Annotated in this window: 19 protein-coding genes and 2 riboswitches; of the genes, 8 read left to right on the plus strand and 11 right to left on the minus strand. The window is 70.7% G+C overall.

Features of this window, described 5'->3' with window-relative positions:
• Positions 1-26 precede the first annotated feature (26 nt).
• A complete protein-coding gene (locus WFJ01_RS06950) occupies positions 27-341 on the minus strand; it encodes an AzlD domain-containing protein (protein ID WP_251446990.1) in 315 nt (104 codons plus the stop codon).
• Positions 338-1,084, minus strand: coding sequence for an AzlC family ABC transporter permease (locus WFJ01_RS06955; RefSeq protein ID WP_336628630.1), 747 nt, complete (start codon positions 1,082-1,084; stop codon positions 338-340). Before WFJ01_RS06955 ends, WFJ01_RS06950 begins: the two co-directional genes overlap by 4 nt.
• Before the next feature lie 65 nt (positions 1,085-1,149).
• Between WFJ01_RS06955 and WFJ01_RS06960 the strand changes: the two genes are divergently transcribed.
• Positions 1,150-1,698: a helix-turn-helix domain-containing protein gene (locus WFJ01_RS06960; protein WP_292884650.1), complete on the plus strand. Its 549-nt coding sequence runs from the start codon at positions 1,150-1,152 to the stop codon at positions 1,696-1,698.
• Positions 1,699-1,754: 56 nt separating this feature from the next.
• On the opposite strand, the gene typA is transcribed toward WFJ01_RS06960, so the two are convergent.
• On the minus strand, positions 1,755-3,665 hold the full coding sequence (gene typA, locus WFJ01_RS06965; protein WP_292884647.1) for a translational GTPase TypA: 1,911 nt from the start codon (positions 3,663-3,665) through the stop codon (positions 1,755-1,757).
• A 111-nt stretch (positions 3,666-3,776) separates the two neighbouring features.
• On the opposite strand from typA, the gene WFJ01_RS06970 reads away from it, so the two are divergent.
• Together WFJ01_RS06970 and WFJ01_RS06975 are read left to right on the plus strand one after the other, a co-directional pair.
• On the plus strand, positions 3,777-4,574 hold the full coding sequence (locus WFJ01_RS06970; protein ID WP_336628631.1) for a CPBP family intramembrane glutamic endopeptidase: 798 nt from the start codon (positions 3,777-3,779) through the stop codon (positions 4,572-4,574).
• Positions 4,575-4,842: 268 nt separating this feature from the next.
• A complete protein-coding gene (locus tag WFJ01_RS06975; protein WP_336628632.1) occupies positions 4,843-5,811 on the plus strand; it encodes a hypothetical protein in 969 nt (322 codons plus the stop codon).
• Positions 5,812-6,010: 199 nt separating this feature from the next.
• Here WFJ01_RS06975 and WFJ01_RS06980 read toward each other — a convergent pair whose 3' ends face one another.
• The 8 genes from WFJ01_RS06980 to gcvT all read right to left on the minus strand — a co-directional run bounded on the left by WFJ01_RS06980 (position 6,011) and on the right by gcvT (position 16,481).
• A complete protein-coding gene (locus tag WFJ01_RS06980) occupies positions 6,011-6,568 on the minus strand; it encodes a PH domain-containing protein (protein WP_295034474.1) in 558 nt (185 codons plus the stop codon).
• 20 nt (positions 6,569-6,588) lie between these two features.
• Positions 6,589-8,262 carry a dipeptide ABC transporter ATP-binding protein gene (locus WFJ01_RS06985; RefSeq protein WP_292884635.1) on the minus strand — a complete coding sequence of 558 codons (1,674 nt, stop codon included), beginning with the start codon at positions 8,260-8,262 and terminating at the stop codon, positions 6,589-6,591.
• Positions 8,259-9,200, minus strand: a complete 942-nt coding sequence (locus WFJ01_RS06990) for an ABC transporter permease (RefSeq protein WP_292884632.1) — start codon at positions 9,198-9,200, stop codon at positions 8,259-8,261. Before WFJ01_RS06990 ends, WFJ01_RS06985 begins: the two co-directional genes overlap by 4 nt.
• Positions 9,193-10,119, minus strand: coding sequence for an ABC transporter permease (locus WFJ01_RS06995; protein WP_292884629.1), 927 nt, complete (start codon positions 10,117-10,119; stop codon positions 9,193-9,195). Before WFJ01_RS06995 ends, WFJ01_RS06990 begins: the two co-directional genes overlap by 8 nt.
• Before the next feature lie 185 nt (positions 10,120-10,304).
• Entirely contained in the window at positions 10,305-11,930 is a 1,626-nt protein-coding gene (locus WFJ01_RS07000) for a peptide ABC transporter substrate-binding protein (protein WP_336628633.1), read from the minus strand.
• Positions 11,931-12,127: 197 nt separating this feature from the next.
• Positions 12,128-14,944 (minus strand): aminomethyl-transferring glycine dehydrogenase, encoded by a 2,817-nt coding sequence (gene gcvP / locus WFJ01_RS07005; RefSeq protein ID WP_442928044.1) that lies wholly within the window; start codon positions 14,942-14,944, stop codon positions 12,128-12,130.
• Between the two features lie 56 nt (positions 14,945-15,000).
• Complete coding sequence (gcvH, locus tag WFJ01_RS07010) at positions 15,001-15,378, minus strand: glycine cleavage system protein GcvH (RefSeq protein ID WP_295034476.1); 378 nt, start codon at positions 15,376-15,378, stop codon at positions 15,001-15,003.
• The gene (gene gcvT / locus WFJ01_RS07015; RefSeq protein WP_336628635.1) at positions 15,375-16,481 is read right to left on the minus strand and encodes a glycine cleavage system aminomethyltransferase GcvT; all 1,107 of its coding nucleotides are present in this window, start codon (positions 16,479-16,481) and stop codon (positions 15,375-15,377) included. The genes gcvH and gcvT overlap by 4 nt, the downstream gene beginning before the upstream one ends.
• A 54-nt stretch (positions 16,482-16,535) precedes the next feature.
• Positions 16,536-16,664: riboswitch (glycine riboswitch) on the minus strand.
• A 1-nt stretch (position 16,665) separates the two neighbouring features.
• A riboswitch (glycine riboswitch) is annotated at positions 16,666-16,759 on the minus strand.
• A gap of 110 nt (positions 16,760-16,869) precedes the next feature.
• On the opposite strand from gcvT, the gene WFJ01_RS07020 reads away from it, so the two are divergent.
• The 5 genes from WFJ01_RS07020 (at position 16,870) to WFJ01_RS07040 (ending at position 22,464) form a co-directional block, all read left to right on the plus strand.
• Entirely contained in the window at positions 16,870-17,535 is a 666-nt protein-coding gene (locus WFJ01_RS07020) for an NUDIX hydrolase (RefSeq protein ID WP_336628636.1), read from the plus strand.
• Between the two features lie 118 nt (positions 17,536-17,653).
• Complete coding sequence (gene nadA / locus WFJ01_RS07025) at positions 17,654-18,964, plus strand: quinolinate synthase NadA (protein WP_336628637.1); 1,311 nt, start codon at positions 17,654-17,656, stop codon at positions 18,962-18,964.
• Positions 18,964-20,451, plus strand: a complete 1,488-nt coding sequence (nadB, locus tag WFJ01_RS07030; RefSeq protein WP_336628638.1) for an L-aspartate oxidase — start codon at positions 18,964-18,966, stop codon at positions 20,449-20,451. Before nadA ends, nadB begins: the two co-directional genes overlap by 1 nt.
• Positions 20,448-21,314, plus strand: a complete 867-nt coding sequence (nadC, locus tag WFJ01_RS07035; RefSeq protein ID WP_251446943.1) for a carboxylating nicotinate-nucleotide diphosphorylase — start codon at positions 20,448-20,450, stop codon at positions 21,312-21,314. Before nadB ends, nadC begins: the two co-directional genes overlap by 4 nt.
• Before the next feature lies 1 nt (position 21,315).
• A complete protein-coding gene (locus WFJ01_RS07040; protein WP_336628639.1) occupies positions 21,316-22,464 on the plus strand; it encodes a cysteine desulfurase family protein in 1,149 nt (382 codons plus the stop codon).
• Positions 22,465-22,466 lie beyond the last annotated feature (2 nt).

Genomic DNA, 22,466 nt, shown 5'->3' on the forward strand with positions numbered 1-22,466 from the left:
TTACGCGGCCACCCTGTCCACCGCCCTCAGGCCGCCCAGCCCACCAGGCGCAGAAGGGCGGCCACCACGGCCGCGGCGATCACGACGACGAGGAACGACTGCCGAAGCCACAGCAGCCCGGCGGCCACGAGCACCGCAGGGACCCGTGCGTCCACGACGATGTGCTGCCCCGAGGCGAGCGCCTGCACGGCGACGAGGGCCGCCAGCAGGGCGACGGTGAGCAGATCCGTGATGCGCGCCGGCCGCGGCGCCTCCAGCACCGAGGCCGGCACGAGGTATCCGGCCGCCTTGAGCGCCAGACACCCGATCGCCGCGAGCAGCACCGCGTTCCACAGCGTCATGCCGCTCCCCCCGCCGGTTCGGCTCCCTCGCGCCCCAGCCAGTTGAACCACCCGACGACGACGGCCACGAGCGCGGCGACGAGCACCGGCAGCCCGGGGATCAGCACGGGCGTGAGCGCGGTCGCCACGGTCGCGGCGGCGATCCCCACCGCGATCGCCTGGCGTCGGCGCAGCCGGGGCCAGAGCAGGGCGAGGAACGCCGCGGCCGCCGCCGCGTCCAGGCCATAGGTCTTGGGATCCCCGAGGACGTCGCCGAGCAGCGCGCCGAGCAGCGTCGTCAGATTCCAGCCGGCGTAGATGCCGAGCCCGGTGATCCAGAAGCCGAGGGTGCGGGCCCGCGGCGAGGTCTGCGCGAGCGAGACCGCGGTGGACTCGTCGATGGTGAAGGGGGCGGCGGCGGCGCGCTTGAGCGCCCCACGGCCGATCACCGGGGACATCCGCATGCCGTAGGCGACGTTGCGCACGCCCAGCAGCAGCGCCGAGGCGATCGCCGCGGGCGCCGCCGCGATCCCGCCGGCGCCGATCACGCCGACGAAGGCGAACTGCGACCCGCCGGTGAACATGAGCAGGCTGAGCACGCAGGTCTGCCACACGTCGAAGCCGCTGGCGACGGCCAGCGCCCCGAAAGACACGCCGTAGGCGCTCGTGGCGAGGGCGACGCCGAGCGCCTCGCGGCGCGCGCCGCGGACCTCTGCGGCGATCTCGTCGCCGTCACGGTCGACCGTTCGCTCCTCTGAACGCATGACGATCATTCTGAACATCGGTGCAATGTTTGTCAAGGCGAACGATCGTTTGGAATACTGGCCGCATGGATGATCTCCGCGAGCGCATCTCCCGATCCCTCCGTCGCGAACGCGAGACGGCCGGGATCTCCGTGTCCGAGCTCGCACGACGCGCCGGCGTCTCCAAGGCCACGGTGTCGCAGCTGGAGAGCGGATCCACCGGCCCGAGCGTCGAGACGCTGTGGGCGATCGCCGACGCGCTGGGCCTCCCCTTCGCCGCATTCGTCGAGGAGCGCGTCAGCGCCCCGACCCTGATCCGCGCCGGCGAGCACGCCGGCGTGCCCTCGGCAGCGGCACCGTATCTGGCGACGCTGATCGCGGCCTGTCCCCCGGGTGCCCGACGCGACCTGTACATCATCCAGGCGGAGCCCGGCGAGCCGCGCCGCTCCCAGCCGCACCACGTCGGCACCACCGAGCACGTGGTGCTGATCAGCGGGCGCGCGCTGGTCGGCCCGGCGGACGGGGCCGTCGAACTGCGCCCCGGCGACTATCTGTCCTACCCGGGCGACGCCGGGCACGTCTTCGAGGCGCTCGAGCCCGGCACCTCCGCCGTGCTCGTCTCCGAGCTGCGCTGACCGGCGCCGCGCACGAGAAAGGCCCGCCTGCCGGAGCAGACGGGCCTTTGCGCGGATCAGGCGCCCGAGTCCTGGCGCTTCTGACGCGAGGCCTCGCGGCCGCGGACGGTCGCGTCCAGGATCACCTTGCGGATGCGGACCTTCTCGGGGGTGACCTCGACGCATTCGTCGTCACGGGCGAACTCGAGGCTCTCCTCGAGGGTCAGCAGGCGCGGCGGCGTCATCGACTCGAAGTTGTCGGCCGTGGAGGAGCGCATGTTGGTGAGCTTCTTCTCCTTGGTGATGTTCACGTCCATGTCGTCGGCGCGCGAGTTCTCGCCGATGACCATGCCCTCGTAGACCTCTTCGGTGGGCTGCACGAAGAACGACATGCGCTCCTGCAGGGCGATCATCGCGAAGGGGGTGACCACGCCGGAGCGGTCGGCCACGATCGAGCCGTTCTGGCGCGTCGTGATCTGACCGGCCCACGGCTCGTAGCCGTGCGAGATCGCGTTCGCGATGCCGGTGCCGCGGGTCGTGGTGAGGAACTCGCTGCGGAAGCCGATGAGCCCGCGCGACGGGACGATGAACTCCATGCGCACCCAGCCGGTGCCGTGGTTGGTCATGTTGTCCATGCGCCCCTTGCGGTTCGCGAGGAGCTGGGTGATCGCGCCGAGGTGCTCCTCCGGCGTGTCGATCGTGAGGTGCTCGAACGGCTCGTAGGTCTTGCCGTCGATCTTCTTCGTGACCACCTGCGGCTTGCCGACGGTGAGCTCGAAGCCCTCGCGACGCATGTTCTCGACGAGGATCGCGAGCGCGAGCTCGCCGCGGCCCTGCACCTCCCACGCGTCCGGACGCCCGATGTCCTCGACCTTGAGCGAGACGTTTCCGATGAGCTCGCGGTCCAGACGGTCCTTCACCATGCGCGCCGTGAGCTTGTGGCCCTTGACCTTGCCCATGAGGGGCGAGGTGTTGGTGCCGATCGTCATCGAGATCGCGGGATCGTCGACCGTGATGGCCGGGAGCGGACGCACGTCCTCGGGATCCGCGATCGTCTCGCCGATCGTGATGTCGGCGATGCCGGCGATCGCGACGATGTCGCCGGGGCCGGCCTCCTCCGCGGGGTAGCGCTCGAGGGCGCGGGTCTTCAGCAGCTCCGTGATGCGGGCGTTGCTCGTCGAGCCGTCACCGCGCACCCAGGCGACGGTCTGCCCCTTCTTCAGCGTGCCGTTGAAGACGCGCAGCAGCGCGAGGCGGCCGAGGAAGGGCGAGGAGTCGAGGTTCGTGACCCAGGCCTGCAGCGGCGCCTCGTCGTCGTAGGCGGGAGCCGGCACGTGCTCGAGGATCGCCTCGAACAGCGGCTCGAGGTCGTCGTTGTCGGGGAGCGAGCCGTTCTCGGGACGCGTGCGCGAGGCCGCGCCGGCGCGGCCCGAGGCGTAAACCACGGGGACGTCGAGCAGGGCGTCGACGTCGAGGTCGGGGACGTCGTCGACGAGGTCGGACGCGAGGCCCAGCAGCAGGTCGTGCGCCTCCTCCTCGACCTCGGCGATGCGCGCGTCGGGACGGTCGGTCTTGTTCACGAGCAGGATGACCGGGAGCTTGGCCTCGAGCGCCTTGCGCAGCACGAAGCGGGTCTGCGGCAGCGGGCCCTCGGACGCGTCGACGAGCAGCACCACGCCGTCGACCATGGACAGGCCGCGCTCGACCTCGCCGCCGAAGTCGGCGTGACCCGGGGTGTCGATCACGTTGATCGTGATCGGGGTGTCGGTGTGCGCGCCGTTGTAGGTGATCGCCGTGTTCTTGGCGAGGATCGTGATGCCCTTCTCACGCTCCAGGTCGTTGGAGTCCATCGCGCGCTCTTCGACGTGCGCGTGCTCGCCGAAGGATCCGGTCTGGCGGAGCATGGCGTCTACCAGCGTGGTCTTGCCGTGGTCGACGTGCGCGACGATGGCGACGTTGCGGAGATCGGAACGGAGGGCGTGCGCCATGAAGGAATCCAATGCAGATGGGGTTTCGCCCGGGATTCCGGACTCTTCAGGATACAACACGGCACCTGGACGGAGCCTTACGCTCATCAGACGGCCCCGTACGCTCATCACATGAAGATCGCGGTCCCCCTGTCCCCGCCGGATGCCCCGTCCCGGATCCGGATCGGCTGGGAGATCGCGATCGTGCTCGCGCTCGGGCTGGGCCAGTCCGCCGTGTACGCGATCGTGCAGCTCATCGACAGCGCGACCCGCTCCACGCCGATCGCGCAGCAGAGCACGTCCCTGAACCCCGCACTGTCCAGCCGGGAGGTCTTCGACCTCCTCTACCAGCTGCTCGGTCTCGCCTTCGCCGTGGCGCCCGTGCTGCTGGTGTGCTTCCTGCTGTGGCGCCCGACGCGGCCGCATCTGGGCGCACTCGGCCTCGACGGCCGCCGCATCGGACGCGATACGGCCTGGGGCGCTGGCCTCGTGCTCGCGATCGGCGTCCCCGGCCTCGCGCTGTACGTCGCGGGACGCGCGCTGGGACTGTCGCTCGCGGTGGATGCGGGATCCGCGAGCGCCTACTGGTGGACGATCCCCGTGCTGCTGCTGTCGGCGGCCCGCGCGGCGCTGCAGGAGGAGTTCGTCGTCCTCGGGTACCTGTTCGCCCGCCTGCGCCAGCTCGGCTGGAGCCCCTGGACCATCGTGCTCGGCACGTCCGTCCTCCGCGCGAGCTACCACCTGTACCAGGGCCTGCCGGGTTTCGTCGGCAACCTCGCGATGGGCCTCCTGTTCGGCGCCCTCTTCCTGCGCAGCGGCCGCCTGCTGCCGTTCCTCGTGGCGCACTTCCTCATCGACGCCGCCGCGTTCGTCGGCTACCCCGTGGTCGCGGCCCTGTGGCCGTCCCTGTTCGGTATCAGCGGCCACTGACCCCCGCCTCACCCCGTCCCGCCCGTCCCGTCGCCCCGTCCCGCCCGTCCCGTCGCCCCGCCCCGTCCCGCCCCCTGGCCGCGTCTCGCCCCCTGGCCGCGAGACCGAACCTGCGTCCCGAGACCCGCGATGCCAACGTCGGTTTCGGGACGGGAGTTCGGTCTCGCTGACGACGGCTGTCGTCCTCCACAGGCGGGAGGTGCGGCCGGTTCCTCACCGTTTCGGCGATGGGCCCCGGGGTCGTCCGGAGCGTGGTGATGATCAGGGGATGAACGGCACCTCCGAATCCATCGCTGTCGACGGGATCGCCCCCGTCCCGATCGAACTGCTGCGAGAGCGCAGCCCGCTGAACGCGAGTCGCCTGAACCGGGCCTGGCATCGCGGCGAGATCATCCGGATCATGCCCGGTGTCTACGCCGAGTCGAAACGCTGGCAGACGCTGCCGCCGTGGGCTCGCTACCTCGCGCACGTCCATGCCGTGGCGCTGAAGAAGCCGGACGCCGTGTTCTGCGGCGTCTCCGCGGCCGCCCTGCGCGGCGTCTATCTCGGCCGGGCCGATGAGCCGGTCCACGTGCTCGAACCCCTCGGATCCAGTCGGCTCGCCGGCAGGATCCGTATCCACACCGGCGGCCACGACCGCGTGATCGAGGAGGTCGGCGGAACACTGCTCACCGGGATCCCGGATACGGCCGTGGATGTCGCGCGCTCCGTCCCGCCGATCGAGGGCCTCGCGTACGTCGACGCGCTGCTTCGTCGCGCCAGGGATCCGAGGCCGGACGAGCTGCGAGCGATCAACGAGAGCCGTGAGACCTCACGCGGTCGCAGGAATGCGCGATGGGCGCTCGAACGCGCGACCGGCGTGCCCGAGAGTCCGCTGGAGTCGCTGAGCCTCGGAGTCATGGAGGCAGCGGGGTTCGAGCTTCCCGAGCTCCAGGTCGAGTTCCGCGTGGAGGGATGCGTCGATCGCGCGGACTTCTTCTGGCGGAGCAGGAGGATCATCGGCGAGGCCGATGGCCGGATCAAGTACGACGGGACACTTCAGGATCCGATGAGCGCGATCATGCGGGAGAAGCAGCGGGACTCCCGTCTGCGCCGCCAGGCCTCGGGCCTCCTGCACTGGGGCTGGAGCGAGGTCCGGGACTTCGCCATCCTCACCGGCATCCTGATGAGCGCCGGCGTGCCCCGCCCCCATCGCCGGGATGCGGCGCTGCTCGCGACGCTGCGGGATCTCGCGTGACGGTGCGCGGCCACCGCACCGTGAGACCGAACTTGGCGCACGAGACCGACGATGCGATCGCGGGCCTCGGCACGGAAGTTCGGTCTCACGGTCGCACGCCGGACGGACGGAGCGGACGGCCACACGCTCAGCGGCGCGCGCGCAGCGGCCGCACGTCGGACGGACCGAGCGGACCGAACGGACCGGCCGGACGGCCGGGTCAGCGGGTGACGGCGATCGCGATCGCGGCCCAGACGACGATGACGACCAGCGCGCCGATCGCCGGCCAGTCCCAGCTGCGCCGGATGGAGGCGTCCACGCCCTCGCCCGTCGTGCCGACCGGGCGCTCCACCGCGTTCTCCCAGCGGGCGCGCACGTCGGTGAGCGCCTGCAGACTCTGCGGAACGGTGACCTCGCCCGAGCGCTTCATCCGCGGCGACTGGATCCGGCCCGGGCCGCCCCAGCAGGCGAGCTTCCGGCCGTCGTCGAGTGTGAAGTCCAGCTGCCAGCGCAGATCGAGCTCGGTGACCCTGCGCCAGCCGAAGCGGGTGCGGCGCAGGAAGTTCTGCACCGAGGCGCCCTCCTCGTCGACCCGCACCATCGATGCCACGCTCACCACGTAGATGAGCCACAGGACGAGCAGGACCCAGGGCACGAACAGGAGCATGAGCCCCCAGCTGCCCCGCACCACCGCGTCGCCGAGCAGGAACACGGACAGCACCGCGCACACGACGAGAACGGCGACACCCGTGGTCGCGCGGTAGGTCCGCGCGCCCACGGGCGTCTGATCCATCGAGCTCACGCGCTGCGACCGCCCAGGGCGATCGAGACGCCCGGGATGGCCTGGAGCAGGCGCTCCGTGTACTCCTGCTGCGGGTTCGCGAAGATCTCGTCCACCGTGCCCTGCTCGACCAGCTTGCCCTTCTCCATCACGCACACCAGGTCGGCGGCGACGCGCACGACGGCGAGGTCGTGCGTGATGAACAGGTAGGTGAGGTCGAGCTCGCTCTGCAGTTCGGCGAGCAGCTTCAGGATCTGGTCCTGCACCAGCACGTCGAGCGCGGAGACCGCCTCGTCGAGGACGACGATGTCGGGCTTCAGCGCGAGCGCACGCGCGATCGCGACGCGCTGACGCTGACCGCCGGACAGCTCGTTCGGATACCGCGTCGCCAGCTCCCGCGGCAGCGAGACCTGATCCAGCAGCTCGAGCACCCGCGCGCGGCGCGACGCCTGGTCGCCCACGCCGTGGATGTCCAGCGGCTCCGAGATCGTGTTGCCGATGTTGCGCAGCGGGTCCATGGATCCATAGGGATCCTGGAAGACCGGCTGCATGCGCCGGCGCAGCGCCAGGGTCTCGCGTCCGGAAAGACCCGAGATGTCGGCGCCATCGATCTGGATCGTTCCCGAGCTCGGCTCCTCGAGCTTGAGGACCATCTTGGCGACGGTCGACTTGCCCGAGCCCGACTCGCCCACGAGGGCGAGCGTCTTGCCGCGCGGGATGTCGAAGGACACGGCGTCGACGGCGCGGAACGGCACACTGCGGAACGACCCCTGACGGATCTTGTAGTCCTTGGTGAGCTCGCGCACGCTGACGGTCGGCGGGATGCCCGCGATGTCCTCGCTCGTCTCGATGCCGCGCTTCTCGACCACGGCCTGGATCCGCTGCGAAGCGATGCTCGGGGCTGCGGCCACGAGCTTCTTCGTGTACGGATGTAGCGGGTTCTCCAGGATCTCCCGGCTCGGTCCCGCCTCGACGATCTCGCCGTTCTGCATGACGATGATCTTCTCGGCGCGCTCGGCCGCGAGCCCCAGGTCATGCGTGATCAGGAGCACCGCGGTGCCCTTCTCCTTGGTGAGCCCCGCGAGGTGGTCCAGGATCACGCGCTGCACGGTCACGTCGAGCGCCGAGGTGGGCTCGTCCGCAATGAGCAGCTTCGGGTCGGCCGCGAGGCCGATGCCGATGAGCGCGCGCTGGCGCATGCCGCCGGAGAACTGGTGGGGGTACTGGTGCAGGCGCTTGGCCGCGTCCGCGAGTCCCGCCTGCTGGAGCACCTCGATCGCGCGGGCCTCGATCTCCTTGCGGCCCTGGGCGAGCCCGTTCGCACGGATCGCCTCCTTGACCTGGAAGCCGATCGACCACACGGGGTTGAGGTTGGACATCGGATCCTGGGGCACGTAGCCGATCTCGCGACCGCGGATCTTCTCCATCTGACCCTCGGTGAGCCCGGTCAGCTCCTTGCCGTCGAGCGTGATGCTCCCGGCGGTCACATGCCCGGTGCCGGGCAGCAGGTTGATGATCGCGGAGGCGGTCGTCGATTTGCCGGATCCCGACTCGCCCACGATGGCCAGGGTCTCCCCCGGGTACAGGTCGAAGTCGACGCCGTGCACGACCTCCCTCGTCCCCTTCTGGGAATCGAAGGCGATCCGCAGATCACGGATCCGCAGCAGCGGAGTGTCGGTCGATGCGCTCATCGGCGAGCCCTCGCTCTCGGGTCGAGGGCGTCTCGCACGAGCTCGCCCAGCATGATGAACGCGAGGACGGTGACGGTCAGCGCGATCGACGGGTAGATGAGCGACATGGGCGCGACGCGCAGCGAGGCCTGTGCCTGGCTGATGTCGGCTCCCCATGACATGGTGTCCGGTCCCAGACCGACGCCGAGGAACGACAGCGTCGCCTCGGCCACGATCGCCGCGGCGAGGCTCAGCGTGGTCACGACGAGCAGCGGCGCGATGGCGTTCGGGATGACGTGCGAGATCAGCGTGCCGAACCGCGACTTCCCGAGTGCGCGCGAGGCCATCACGAAGTCGGCCTGACGCACTCGCAGCACTTCGGCGCGGACGACGCGGGCAGTGGAGGCCCACGCGAACCCGCCGATCGCGAGCGCGAGCGTGAACACGTTGCGGAACTGGGCGAACACGCTCATCACGACCACGGCCGCGAGGATGTAGGGGATCGAGAAGAAGATGTCGCCGATGCGGGACAGCACGCCGTCCAGCCAGCCGCCGTAGAAGCCCGCGAGGGCTCCCATGACCAGGCCGATGACGGATCCGATCAGCGTCGCGATGAGGCCGACCGAGACCGACGTGCGCGCGCCCCACACGGTACGGGCGTAGATGTCGCAGCCCTGGAACGTGAAGCCGAGCGGATGCCCGGCCGCGGGGCCGCCGTTCGAGTTCGACAGCTGGCAGTTGCTGTTCGGCGGGGTCTGGGTGAACAGCGTCGGCCACACGGCCATCAGCAGGACCACGAGCACGATCGCGAGCGAGATCCAGAACATCGGGCGCTTGCGCATGTCGGACCAGGCGTCGCGCCAGAGGTTGGACGGCTTGTCCGCGATCTTGATGGCGTCGACGGCGACGGTGCCCTCGGGGATGGGAGCGACGTAGTGCGTCGCGCTGGTGTCAGACATAGCGGATCCTCGGGTCGAGCAGGCCGTACAGCAGGTCGACGAGCAGGTTGACGAGCACGTAGATGATCACGAACACCGTCACGAAGGAGACGATCGTCGGACCCTCGTGCTGCAGCGTCGCGTGGAACAGCGTGTTGCCGACGCCGGGGACGTTGAAGATGCCCTCGGTGACGGTCGCGCCGACGAGCAGCACGCCGAAGTTGGTCGCGGAGTTCGTGATCACCGGGATCAGCGAGTTGCGCAGCACGTGCACGGGGATGACGCGACGGCGCGGCAGACCCTTGCTGTAGGCGGTGCGCACCCAGTCCTGGTTGAGCGTGTCGATGACCGAGCCGCGCATCAGTCGCATGCTGGTCGCGTACAGGCTGACGCCGAGCACGATCGCCGGCAGCCAGAGATCGCCCCAGTCGTTCTCGGCGCCCACGGTCGGGCTGAACCACTGCAGCTTCACCGCGAGGAAGTACTGCGCGAGGAAGGCGATGACGAAGATCGGCAGCGAGATGAAGATCAGTGAGACCACGAGCATCGAGTTGTCGAAGATCTTGCCCTTGCGCAGCGCGGAGAAGGTGCCGATGATGATCGCGAGCACGAACTCGAGCCCGATCGCCATGACCGCCAGACGTCCCGTGACCGGCAGCGTCGCCGCGAGCACATCGTTGACGGACTGACCGGAGAACGTGGTGCCCATGTCCCCGCGGAAGATGCCGCTCAGGTAGTACCAGTACTGCACGATGAACGGCTGGTCCAGGTGGTACTGGGCCGTGAGAGCCGCGTGCAGCTGCGGGCTCGGCTGCTTGTCGCCGAAGAGCGCCGCGATCGGGTCGCCGGGCATGGCGAACACCAGAAAGTAGATGAGCAGGGTGGCCCCGAGGAACACGGGGATGACCTGCAAGAGGCGTTTGAGGATATATCCGAACATTCGCCCTCCCTCCAGATGAGGAGGCGCCTCGGGTCCCCGGCACGATCTGTGCGGGTGCGACGCCTCGCTGAGAGAATCGTGTCACGTGTTCGACGTGCACGACACTTTGGGTTTGCGCTGTTTTGACAGCGCGCGAGGCGGTGACGTGGTCGTCACCGCCTCGCGGGTGTGATCCCTCGGGCCGGTCAGCCCTTGGTGATCTCGTAGTACAGCGGAACCGAGTTCCAACCGAACTGGACGTTGTTCACGCCCTTGGCGAAGCCGCCGTTCACGTTGGAGTACCACAGCGGGATCGCCGGGAGGTCCTGGAGGAGGATCTCCTGCGCCTGCGAGTAGTCCTTCGTGGCCTCGGACTGGTCGGAAGCCGAAGCGCCCTTCGCGAGCAGCGCGTCGAACTCGGGGTTCGAGTAGTCGCTGTCATTCGACGAGGCCTTGGTGCCGTAGAGCGGCTGCAGGAAGTTGTACTGCGCCGGGTAGTCCGCCTGCCAGCCGGTGCGGAACGCGGTCTGGATGGTGCGGGCGTTCACGTCCTTGCGGAGCGAGGCGAAGTCGACGTAGGGGTTGCCCGAGGCGTCGATGCCGAGGTTGTTCTTCAGCTGGTTCGAGACCGCGTCGACCCACGCCTGGTGGGAGGAGTCGGAGTTGTACGCGATCTGGAACTTACCGGACCACGGCGAGATCTTGTCGGCCTCGGCCCACAGCTCCTTCGCCTTCTTGGCGTCGAACTTCAGCACGTCGGCGCCCTTGAGCGAGTCCGACCAGCCCGCGATGACCGGCGAGGTGAAGTCGCTGGCCGGGGTGCGGGTGTTGTTGAAGATCGTCTTCGTGATCGCCGCGCGGTCGATGGCGAGCGAGATCGCCTCCTTGCGGAGCTTGCCCTCGTCGCCCGTGAAGTGCGCCAGGTTGCCCGGAAGGGTGAACGACTGGAAGATCGCGGCCGGCTGGTTGACCGCACGGTCGCCCAGGTCGGACTCGAACGTCTGCTGCGCCGAGGCCGGGATCAGGTCGATGACGTCGACCTTGTTGCTCTGCAGGTCGGCGTACGCGGCGTCGGCGGTCGCGTAGAACACGAAGGTCACGCCGCCGTTCTTGGCCTGACGCGCACCCTTGTAGCTGTCGCTCTTGACGAGGTCGAGCTCGACCTTGTGCTGCCACGCGCCCGTCTTGGCGAACTTGTACGGGCCGTTGCCGATCGGGTTCTCGCCGAACGCGGCCATGTCCTTCAGACCAGCCTCGGGGATCGGGTAGTACGCCGAGTAGCCGAGACGCTGCGAGAAGTCCGCCGCGACCGGGTTGGAGAGCTTGATCGTGAAGGTGTAGTCGTCAACCTTCTTCAGACCGGTCAGCGGGGAGTCCGCTTCGGCGCTGAAGCCCTCGATGTCGCTGAACCAGGACTGGTTGAGCTGCTTGTTCGAGAACAGCGCACCGTACTGCCAGGCGTTGATGAAGCTGTCGGCGGTGACCTTCTCGCCGTTGGAGAAGGTGTTGCCCTGCTTGACCTTGATCGTGAGGTCACTGGCGTCGTCGACCTTGATCGATTCGGCCATGTCGTTGACGAGCTTGCCCTTGGCGTCGTAGAACGCCAGACCGGCGAAGATCGAGTCGAGGATCTTGCCGCCGCCGACCTCGTTGGTGTTGGCGGGGAGCAGCGGGTTCTCGGGCTCGCTTCCGCTCACACGGATGATCGACTTCGAGTCCCCACCCGTCGAGGCGGTGGCGTCGCCGCCGGACTTGCTGGAGCAGCCGGCGAGGGCGAGTGCGCCCGCCGCAAGCAGCCCGATGCCCGCGAGGGCGATCTTGTTGCGCTTCACGTTGTGTCCTCCTGTGGACAATTGACAGCAATCTGCGCACTCGTCGTCGAGTGCTCAGGGATACTCGAGCCTAACCGCCGATCCGCGGATCGCACGAATGCGCGGCGTTAACCGTTATTCACTGGTGACCTGAACGACGAGACGCCCCGGAAGCGGATTCCGGGGCGTCTCGACGGCTCTTCATCGGGTCTCGACGACTACAGCGCGAACGCCTCCACGGGCGGGCAGGCGCACACCAGGTTGCGGTCGCCGTAGGCGTTGTCAATGCGACGCACCGGCGGCCAGTACTTGCCCGCGATGAGCGCATGCGTCGGGTAGGCCGCCTGCTCGCGGGAGTAGGCGTGATCCCACTCCCCCATGAGCAGCGAGGCCGCGGTGTGCGGTGCGTGCACGAGCGGGTTGTCGTCGGCCGGCCAGACGCCCGCGGCGACCTCGGCCGCCTCGGCCCTGATCTGGATCATGGCCTCGACGAAGCGCTCCAGCTCACCGAGGTCCTCCGACTCCGTGGGCTCCACCATGAGCGTGCCCGCGACGGGGAACGACATGGTCGGGGCGTGGAAGCCGTAGTCGATGAGGCGCTTGGCCACGTCGTCCACGGTGATCCCGGTCGCCTCCTTGAGCGGGCGCAGGTCGAGGATGCACTCGTGCGCCACCCGGCCCTGCTCCCCCGAGTACAGCACCGGATAGTGCTCGCTCAGACGCGCCGCGACGTAGTTGGCTGCGAGGACCGCCGCCACCGTCGCGTCGCGCAGGCCGTCGGCGCCCATCATGCGCACGTACGCCCACGAGATCGGCAGCACGCCGGCGGATCCGTACGGCGCCGCGGAGACCGGACCGCCCTCGAAGACGTAGCCGCCCGCGTGCGTCTCGCGCTGGGCCTGCGGGTGCCCGGGCAGGTACGGAGCGAGGTGCGCCTTGGCTGCGACCGGGCCCACACCGGGGCCGCCGCCGCCGTGCGGGATCGCGAACGTCTTGTGCAGGTTGAGGTGCGAGACGTCGCCGCCCAGGTCGCCGAACCGGGAGTAGCCGAGCAGCGCGTTGAGGTTCGCGCCGTCGATGTACACCTGACCGCCGGCCGCGTGCACCGCCGCCGTGATGTCGAGCACGTCGTGCTCGTACACGCCGTGCGTGGACGGGTAGGTGATCATGAGCGCGGCGATCTCGTCGGCGTGCTGCGCGATCTTCGCGCGCAGGTCGTCGAGGTCGACGTTTCCCAGCTCATCGGTCGCGACGACGACCACCTTCATGCCGGCCAGCACCGCCGAGGCGGCGTTGGTGCCGTGCGCGGACGACGGGATCAGGCACACCGTGCGGTGATCGTCGCCGTTCGCGAGGTGGTAGCCGCGGATCGCGAGGAGGCCCGCGAGCTCTCCCTGCGAACCGGCGTTCGGCTGCAGGGACACCGCGTCGTAACCGGTCACGTCGGCGAGCCACGCCTCGAGCTGGTCGATCAGCTCGAGCGTGCCGCGCACGTCCGCCTCCGGGGCGAACGGGTGCAGCTGCGCGAACTCGGGCCAGGTGATCGCCGCCATCTCGGTCGCCGCGTTGAGCTTCATCGTGCAGGATCCGAGCGGGATCATGCCGCGGTCGAGCGCGTAGTCCCGGTCCGCGAGGCTCTTCAGATACCGCATCATGGCGGTCTCCGAGCGGTGCGCGTGGAACACGGGATGCGTGAGGTACTCGTCCTGACGGGCGAGGGCCGCGGGCACGCTGGTGACCGGGATGTAGGCGAAGGATCCCTCTCCCGCGCCGAAGACCGTCGCCACCGCGAGGATGTCCTCGTAGGTCGTAGTCTCGTCGGCGGCGATGCTCACCGTGTCGGCGTCGACCGGGTTCAGCAAGATCCCCGCCGCGCGGGCGTCGGCGACGAGCGCCTGCGCCCGGCCGGGGACGCGGACCGTGATCGTGTCGAAGTAGTCCGCGTGCACGATCTCGGCGCCGGCCTTCTCCAGCTGGGTGGCCAGGAAGCGCGCCTTGGACGCGACGCCGGTCGCGATCTCCCTGAGCCCCTCCGGGCCGTGGTAGACCGCGTACATCGAGGCCATCACGGCCAGCAGCACCTGGGCGGTGCAGATGTTCGAGGTGGCCTTCTCCCGGCGGATGTGCTGCTCGCGGGTCTGCAGCGCGAGGCGGTAGGCCGGGTGGCCGTCCGCATCCTGCGAGACGCCGACGAGGCGACCGGGGAGCTGCCGCTCCAGACCGCTGCGCACCGCCATGTAGCCCGCGTGCGGCCCGCCGAAGCCCATCGGCACGCCGAAGCGCTGCGTGGTGCCCACGGCGACGTCGGCGCCGAGCGATCCCGGCGAGGCGATCAGGGTGAGCGCGAGCAGGTCGGCCGCGACGACGGCGAGGGCGCCGGCGAGGTGGGCCGCGTCGATGACCGCGGACGGATCCCAGATCCGGCCGGAGGCGCCCGGGTACTGCACGAAGACGCCGAACAGCTCCTCGGGCAGCGTCTCGCCCGCGGCGAGATCGCGCTCGACGAGCTCGATGCCGACGGCGTCGGCACGCGTCGCGAGCAGTGCCTTGGTCTGCGGGAGCGCATCGGCGTCGACCACGAAGACGGAGGAGGCGGACTTGGATCCGCGCCGCGCGAGCAGCATGCCCTCGGCGACCGCGGAGGACTCGTCGAGCATCGACGCGTTCGCGGTGTCGAGGCCGGTCAGCTCCGAGACCATGGTCTGGAAGTTGATCAGCGCCTCGAGCCGGCCCTGCGAGATCTCCGGCTGATAGGGCGTGTAGGCCGTGTACCAGGACGGGTTCTCCAGCACGTTGCGCTGGATCACGCTCGGCGTGATGGTGCCGTAATAGCCCAGGCCGATCATGGCGCGGTTCACCGTGTTGCCGTCGGCCAGGGCGCGCAGCTCGGCGAGGGCCTCGGCCTCGCTCGCGGCGGCCGGAAGCACGCTGACGCGGTCTGCCGCCGAGCGGATCGAAGCGGGCACGGCCTCGCGCATGAGCGCGTCGACGGGGCGCTCATCGGCGCCGAACGCGATGCCGATGGCGTCGAGCATCGCCCGCTGGGCGTCGGCCGTGGTGCCGATGTGGCGGTCTGCGAACGAGGTCACTCTCAGCCCTCCGTGTGCGCCACGTACGCGTCGCGGTCCAGCAGACCGTCGACCGCGCCCGCGGCGATGGAGACCTTGATCAGCCAGCCGCCCTCGAAGGGGGCGGAGTTGACCAGCGAGGGGTCGCCGACCACGGCGTCGTTGATCTCGACGACCGTGCCGTCGACCGGCGCGTAGAGCTCGGAGACCGACTTGGTCGACTCGGCCTCGCCGAAGACGTCGCCACGGCTGAAGGAGGTGCCCACGGCCGGCAGCTCGACGAAGACGATGTCGCCGAGGGCGTCGGCGGCGAAGTCGGTGATGCCGATGGTGGCGTTGTCGCCGTCCACGGCGACCCACTCGTGCTCTTCGCTGTAGCGCAGGGTGTTCAGATCGGTCATTTCTTCCTCCGGTAGAAAGGCAGGGCGGTGAGGGATGCGGGGATCTTCGTCCCGCGGACGTCGAGGAACAGGGGGACGGAGCCGTCGGCGACCGCGGGGTCGACGAAGGCCATCGCGATCGGGTGGCCGAGCGTGGGGCTGAGGGCGCCGCTGGTGATCTCGCCGACCACCGTGCCGTCCTCGCTCACGACCGCGTACTCCGCGCGGCCGGCTCGGCGGCCCTCGGCGGCCAGGCCGACGAGCACGCGCGCGCCCTCGGCCGGCGTGATGCCGTCCTTGCCGACGAAGCTCTCCTTGTCGGCGACGACGACGCGGCCGAGCCCGGCCTGGGCCGGCTTCGTCTCGCGGTTCAGCTCGTGCCCGTAGAGGGGCATGCCTGCTTCGAGGCGCAGGGTGTCGCGTGCGGCGAGACCCGCGGGGACGAGCCCGTGCTCCGCGCCGGCGGCGACGACCGCGTCCCAGAGTGCCGCGGCGTCCGCGGCGGCCACGAGCAGTTCGAACCCGTCCTCGCCCGTGTAGCCCGTGCGCGCGAGCAGCAGCGGCTTGCCTTGGTAGTCCGCACTCGCCCAGGCGTAGTACTTCTGCTCCGCCCAGGGGACGGAGACCTCGTCGATGCCCGCGGTCTCCGCGAGGATGGCCTCGGCGTTCGGACCCTGCACGGCGATGAGCGCGTAGTCGTCGGAGACGTCCGCCACGACGACCTCACGATCGGCGGTGCGGGCGAGCAGCGCCTCGCGCACGGCGTCGCGGTTGCCCGCGTTGCTGATGATGAGGAAGTCCTCGTCGCCGAGCCGGTAGACGATGACGTCGTCGATGATCCCGCCGTCCTCGGCGAGCAGGAGGGAGTACTTCGCCTTGCCGACCGCGAGAGCCGAGAGCCGGCCGGCGAGGGCGTAGTCGAGATACTCCGCGGCGCCGGCGCCGCGGATCGTGAACTCGGCCATGTGCGAGATGTCGAAGATCCCGGCCGCCTCGCGCACGGCGTGGTGCTCGGCGAGGTCGGACGTGTAGCGGACCGGCATCTGCCAGCCGCCGAAATCGGTGAACGAGGCTCCGAGCGCCTCGTGGCGCTCGCGGAGCGGGGTGTAGCGGGCGTCTGTCATGGAGCTCTCCCGTGCGGATGGGTGAGGATCCGGGCGGCGCGCGGATCCGAGAACTCCCCCTCTGTCATGAGCCTGAGAGCTTCGCCCGCGCGCGTGCGCGAGGGCTTTCACCGTCGGCGGATCCCGGGAGCGTGACACGAGAGGTGGAGATCTCGCTTCGCTTGGAATCGCTTTTCAGAGCGGCCGGATCTGCGCGGTGCGGTTACCTGAGAGATTGGCGGGGAGGCTTGCTCCTTCGGTGTCCGGCTGCGATCACCGGACTCTCCCGCGCGGACCATGCGGCCACGTGTTCAGTTGATCCCCCCAGCATAGCGGCACGGCCCGCGCGGGCGCAGGGGTCGGCGGGCCATCGTCGCCCGAACGGGGATCCTCGCCCTAGGCTCGTGGTGTGACCCAGGCGAGGACAGAGGACGACGCGATCCGCGTCGCCGTCTCGGCCGTCATCTTCTCCCTGCGCGCCTCGGACGACGGCGACCGGCTCATGCTGCCGCTGGTCCGGCGCACCCGGGAGCCGTACCGCGGGATGTGGGCGCTGCCGGGCGGCTGGCTGGGCGTCGACGAGGACCTCGACGCGGCCGCGGCGCACACCCTGGCCGAGACGACCGGACTCACGCCGAGCTACCTCGAGCAGCTGTACACGTTCGGCGACGTGGATCGCTCACCGAACCGTACGATCTCGGTGGTCTACTGGGCCCTGCTCCGCTCGGACCTCGTCGACGCCCAGCGCTCGGCGGCCGGCGCGCCCGAGAACGTCGAGTGGCTGGACGTGGACGCGATCCCCCCGCTCGCCTTCGATCACAACCGCATCGCGGCCTACGCCCTCGACCGCCTGCGCAACAAGGTCGGCTACAGCCGGATCGCGGCGGGGCTCCTCCCCGACGAGTTCACCCTCGCGGAGCTGCGCGAGGTCTACGAGACCGTGCTCGGACGGCGTCTGGATCCGTCGAACTTCCGCCGCCTGCTCGAAGGCTCGGGCGAGCTCGTCCCCACCGAGTCGTTCCGCACCGGCAACCATCGGCCCGCCCGGCTGTACCGCTACTGCTCCGAGACCTGAGCCCCTCAGGGCGCCGCGCTCCCGGGCCCTCCCGCCCCTCCGCTTGCACTTCTGGTCATTTCGACTTAATGTGTACTCAGCGACACTAAATGTCGATTCGACCAGAAGGCGGCGCGCCATGTCCTCCTCCCCCCTCCTCGATCCCTCCGTCGATCACGCGCTTCAGCTGATCGTCTCCGGCGCCTCCACCGAGGAGACCTGCGCGACCGATCTCGCCGCCGGCCCGTGGAACTTCGACACCATCCCGGGGTACGGCCCCGGATCCTCGATGGGCGACGTGATCCCCACGGGCGCCCCGCGCCAGGGCGAGCTGCCCGCGTCCTACCGCGAGGCCGCGGAGCCCGAGCTGCACGAGAGGATCCGCGCCGCGAAGGCCGCTCTGGGCGAACGGGTCGTGGTGCTCGGGCACTTCTACCAGCGCGAGGAGGTCGTGCAGCACGCCGATTACGTGGGCGATTCCTTCCAGCTCGCGACCGCGGCGAAGGAGCACCCGGATGCGGAGGCGATCGTCTTCTGCGGCGTGCACTTCATGGCCGAGACCGCGGACCTCCTCTCCGGACCCGACCAGGCCGTGATCCTGCCGAACCTCGCGGCCGGCTGCTCGATGGCCGACATGGCCTCGATCGACCAGGTCGAGGAGTGCTGGGAGCAGCTCGCCGAAGTCCTCGGCCCGCTCGACGCACCGGATGCCGACGGCCTCGTCCCCGTGATCCCCGTCACCTACATGAACTCCTCCGCCGCGATCAAGGGCTTCGTCGGCCGGCACGGCGGCATCGTGTGCACCTCCTCCAACGCCCGCACGGTGCTGGAATGGGCCTTCGCGCGCGGCCGCCGCGTGCTGTTCTTCCCCGACCAGCACCTCGGACGCAACACGGCGAAGGCGATGGGCGTGCCGCTCTCCGAGATGCCGCTGTGGAATCCGCGCCGTCCGCTCGGCGGGTCCTCCGCGGCGGAGCTGCAGGACTCGCGCGTCATCCTCTGGCACGGGTTCTGCTCCGTGCACCGCCGCTTCACGGTCGCCCAGATCGACCAGGCGCGCGCCGCGCACCCCGGCGTGCGGGTGATCGTGCACCCCGAGTGCCCGATGGAGGTCGTGGACGCCGCGGACGAGGCCGGATCCACCGACTTCATCCGCCGTGCGATCGACGCCGCGACCGAGCCCACGACGTTCGCGATCGGCACCGAGATCAACCTCGTGCGCCGGCTCGCCGCCCAGTATCCGCAGCACGAGATCTTCTGCCTGGATCCGGTGGTCTGCCCGTGCTCGACGATGTACCGGATCCACCCCGGCTACCTCGCCTGGGTGCTCGAGGAGCTCGTGGCGGGACGCACGCCGAACCGGATCACGGTGACCGCCGATGTGGCGGATCCCGCGCGGGTCGCGCTCGAGCGCATGCTGGCGGCACGCCCTCCGGTGGCGGTCGGCTGATGGACGTCCTCGTCGTCGGCGGCGGCATCGGCGGTCTCACCGCGGCGCTGCACGCGCACGAGGCTGGCCATCGCGTCACGATGGTCGTGAAGGACGCCCTGGGCGACGGCGCGACCGCGCTGGCGCAGGGCGGGATCGCGGGCGCCTACGGGGCCGGCGACTCCCCGGCCGCGCACGCCGAGGACACCCTGGTCGCCGGATCCGGGCTGTCCGATCCCGAGGCCGTCGAGGTGCTGGTCGGCGACGCGAGCGCGCGGATCGCCGAGCTCATCGCGCGCGGCGTGCCCTTCGACCGCGACGCCGCCGGGGCGCTGCGGCTCGGGCTCGAGGCGGCGCACTCGGCGGCGCGCATCGCGCACGCGGGCGGCGACGCGACCGGAGCCGGGATCTCCGCCGCGCTGTGCGCCCGGCTGCGGGAGACGGGTGTCCCGGTCCGCGAGCATGCGGTGCTCGTCGATCTGCTGACCGCCGACGGTCGCGTGCGCGGCGCGCTGCTCCTCGCGGAAGGCCGCCTCCAGGAGGTGACCGCCGACGCGGTGATCCTCGCGACGGGCGGCGCCGGCCAGCTGTTCCGCCACACCACCGCCCCGGTCGTCTGCACCGGCGACGGCATCGCCGCGGCGCTGCGCGCCGGCGCGGCGGTCGCCGACCTGGAGTTCGTGCAGTTCCATCCGACGATCCTCGTCTCCCCCGGTCCCGCCTTCCTCGTCTCCGAGGCGGTGCGCGGCGAGGGGGCGACCCTCATCGACGACGACGGCCGGCGGTTCGCGTTCGACGCGCACCCCGACGGCGAGCTCGCCCCGCGCGACGTCGTGGCCCGTGCCATCGTGCGCCGCGCCGCCGAGCAGGGCTCCCCGGTGCGGCTCGACGCCACGGCGCTCGGGGCCGACCGCCTGGCCGCGCGCTTCCCGACGATCGACCGGGTGACGCACGAGCGCGGCTTCGACTGGGCGCGGGAGCCGATCCCGGTGACCCCGGCGGCGCACTACCTCATGGGCGGCGTCGTCACCGACATCGACGGACGCACCACCCTGCCCGGACTCTTCGCGGTCGGCGAGTGCGCCCGCACCGGGGTGCACGGCGCGAACCGGCTCGCCTCGAACTCGCTGCTCGAAGGGGCGGTGTTCGGCGCACGCGCGGCGGCGGCGCTCGTCTCGGCCTCTCCGCGGGACTCCTCGAGCGCGCCGCAGCGGCCCCGGGAACAGGCGGCGGGCGTCGGGGACGGATCCCGCCGGACCCCGTTCTCCCGTCCCGCCCTGCAGGAGCTCATGTGGGACCTCGTCGGTCCGCTGCGCACCCCCGACGGGCTCGGACAGGCGCTCGCGACGGTCCGCTCCTGGCGCCCGCCGGAGGGCCTCACCCGGACGGCCGTCGAAGACCGCAACCTGCTCCAGCTCGCGGAGGCGATGATCGCGGCCGCCCTCTCACGCCCGGTCTCGGTCGGCGCGCATCACCTCGAAGCCCCCGCCCTGATCGGAGCGCGATGATCACCCCCGCCGTCCTGAACCGCGTCGTGGGCGCCGCCCTGGAGGAGGACGCCCCCTGGGGCGATCTGACCAGCACCGCCCTGCTCCCCGTCGATGCGACCGCCACCGCCGACCTGGTCGCCCGCGAGCCCGGGGTGTTCGCGGGGGGCGACGTCTTCACCGCCGCGTTCGCGCTGACCGACCCGACCATCTCGGTGGATCTGCACTTCGCGGACGGCGACGCCTTCGCCGCGGGTGACGTGCTCGCGACCGTGACGGGATCCGCCCGCAGCGTGCTCACGGCCGAGCGAGTGGCGCTTAACTTCACGCAGCGCCTCAGCGGCATCGCGACCCTCACGGCCGCCTACGTCGCCGCCGTCGACGGCGCCGGCCCCGACGGCAAGCGGGTCCGGATCGCCGACACCCGCAAGACCACGCCGGGTCTGCGCGCCTTCGAGCGGCACGCCGTCGTGGCGGGCGGCGGGCGCAACCACCGCTTCTCACTCTCCGACGCGGTGATGGCGAAGGACAACCATCTCGCCGTGCTGCGCAGAGGGGGGCGGGATCTCGCGACGGCGCTGCGCGAGGCCATCGCGACACTGCCGCACACGACGCACGTCGTGGTCGAGGTGGACCGGCTGGACCAGATCCCCGCCGTGCTCGAGGGCGGTGCGGACACCGTGCTGCTGGACAACTTCTCCCTCGACGACCTCCGTTCCGGTGTCGCACTGATCGCCGGCCGTGCGACGGCGGAGGCCTCGGGCGGCGTGAACCTCGACACCGTGCGCGCGATCGCCGGCACCGGGGTCGACGTCATCTCGGTGGGTGCGCTCACCCACTCCGCGCGGGCGCTGGACCTCGGGCTCGACGTGCGGATCGACTGACATGAGTGGTCCGCTGTACCTGGATCACGCGGCGACCTCCCCCGTGCGCGCCGAGGTGCTCGAGGCGATGGCACCGTACCTCACCCGGGCGTTCGGCAACCCGTCCAGTCACCACACGGTGGGCGAGACCGCGGCGGCGGGGCTGGAGGGCGCCCGCGCGCGCGTCGCCCGCGTGCTCGGCATGCGCACCGGCGACGTCGTGTTCACCGCCGGCGGCACCGAGGCGAACAACCTCGCGGTCAAGGGCATCGTGCTCGCCGCGCTCTCCCCGGGCCGTCGTCACGTCATCACGACGCCGATCGAGCACGAGTCGATCCTGGAGTCCGTGCACCACCTCGAGCGGTTCCACGGCGTCGAGTCGACCCTCGTGCCCGTCGACGGCACGGGTCGGGTGGATCCGTCCGACATCGCGGCCGCGATCCGCCCCGACACCGCGCTGATCGCCGTCGGGCACGCGAACAACGAGATCGGCACCGTCCAGGACATCGCCGGCATCGTGGCCGCGGCGACGGGCTCGGGCCGGATCCCGGTGCACGTGGACGCCGTCCAGTCCGCAGGCTGGCTGCCCCTGGTCGGCCTCGGGGCCGATGCCGTCGCGATCGCCGGGCACAAGCTCGGCGCTCCCAAGGGGATCGGCGCGCTGGCCGTGCGCGGACGCGTGCCGCTCGAACCGCTCGTGCACGGCGGCGGCCAGGAGCGCGGCCGCCGGTCGGGCACCGAGAACGTCGCCGGCGCCGTCGCGCTGGCGACGGCGCTGGAGCTCGCGGAGGCCGAGCGCTCCGCGGCGTCGGCGCAGGTCGGCGCGCAGTCCGCACGGCTCATCGCCGGCATCCTCGCCGCCGTGCCGTCGGCGCGTCTCACGGGGGATCCCGTCCGGCGGCTGCCCGGCACTGCGAGCTTCACCTTCAGCGAGGTCTCCGGCGAGGCCGTGCTGCTGGAGCTGGAGCGTCGCGGCGTCGTGTCCTCGAGCGGATCCGCGTGCGCGGCCGGCAGCGACGAGCCCTCGCACGTGCTGCTCGCCTGCGGCGTCGCACCGGCCGTCGCGCAGACCTCGGTGCGGTTCACGCTCGGCCGCACCGGACTCCCCGGCGACGCACCGGAGCGGCTGGCCGCACTGGTCGCCGACGCCGTGGCCGCCGTGCGCTCCTGACG

It is taken from the genome of Microbacterium sp. MMO-35, from assembly GCF_037147555.1.
Lineage (GTDB): Bacteria > Actinomycetota > Actinomycetes > Actinomycetales > Microbacteriaceae > Microbacterium.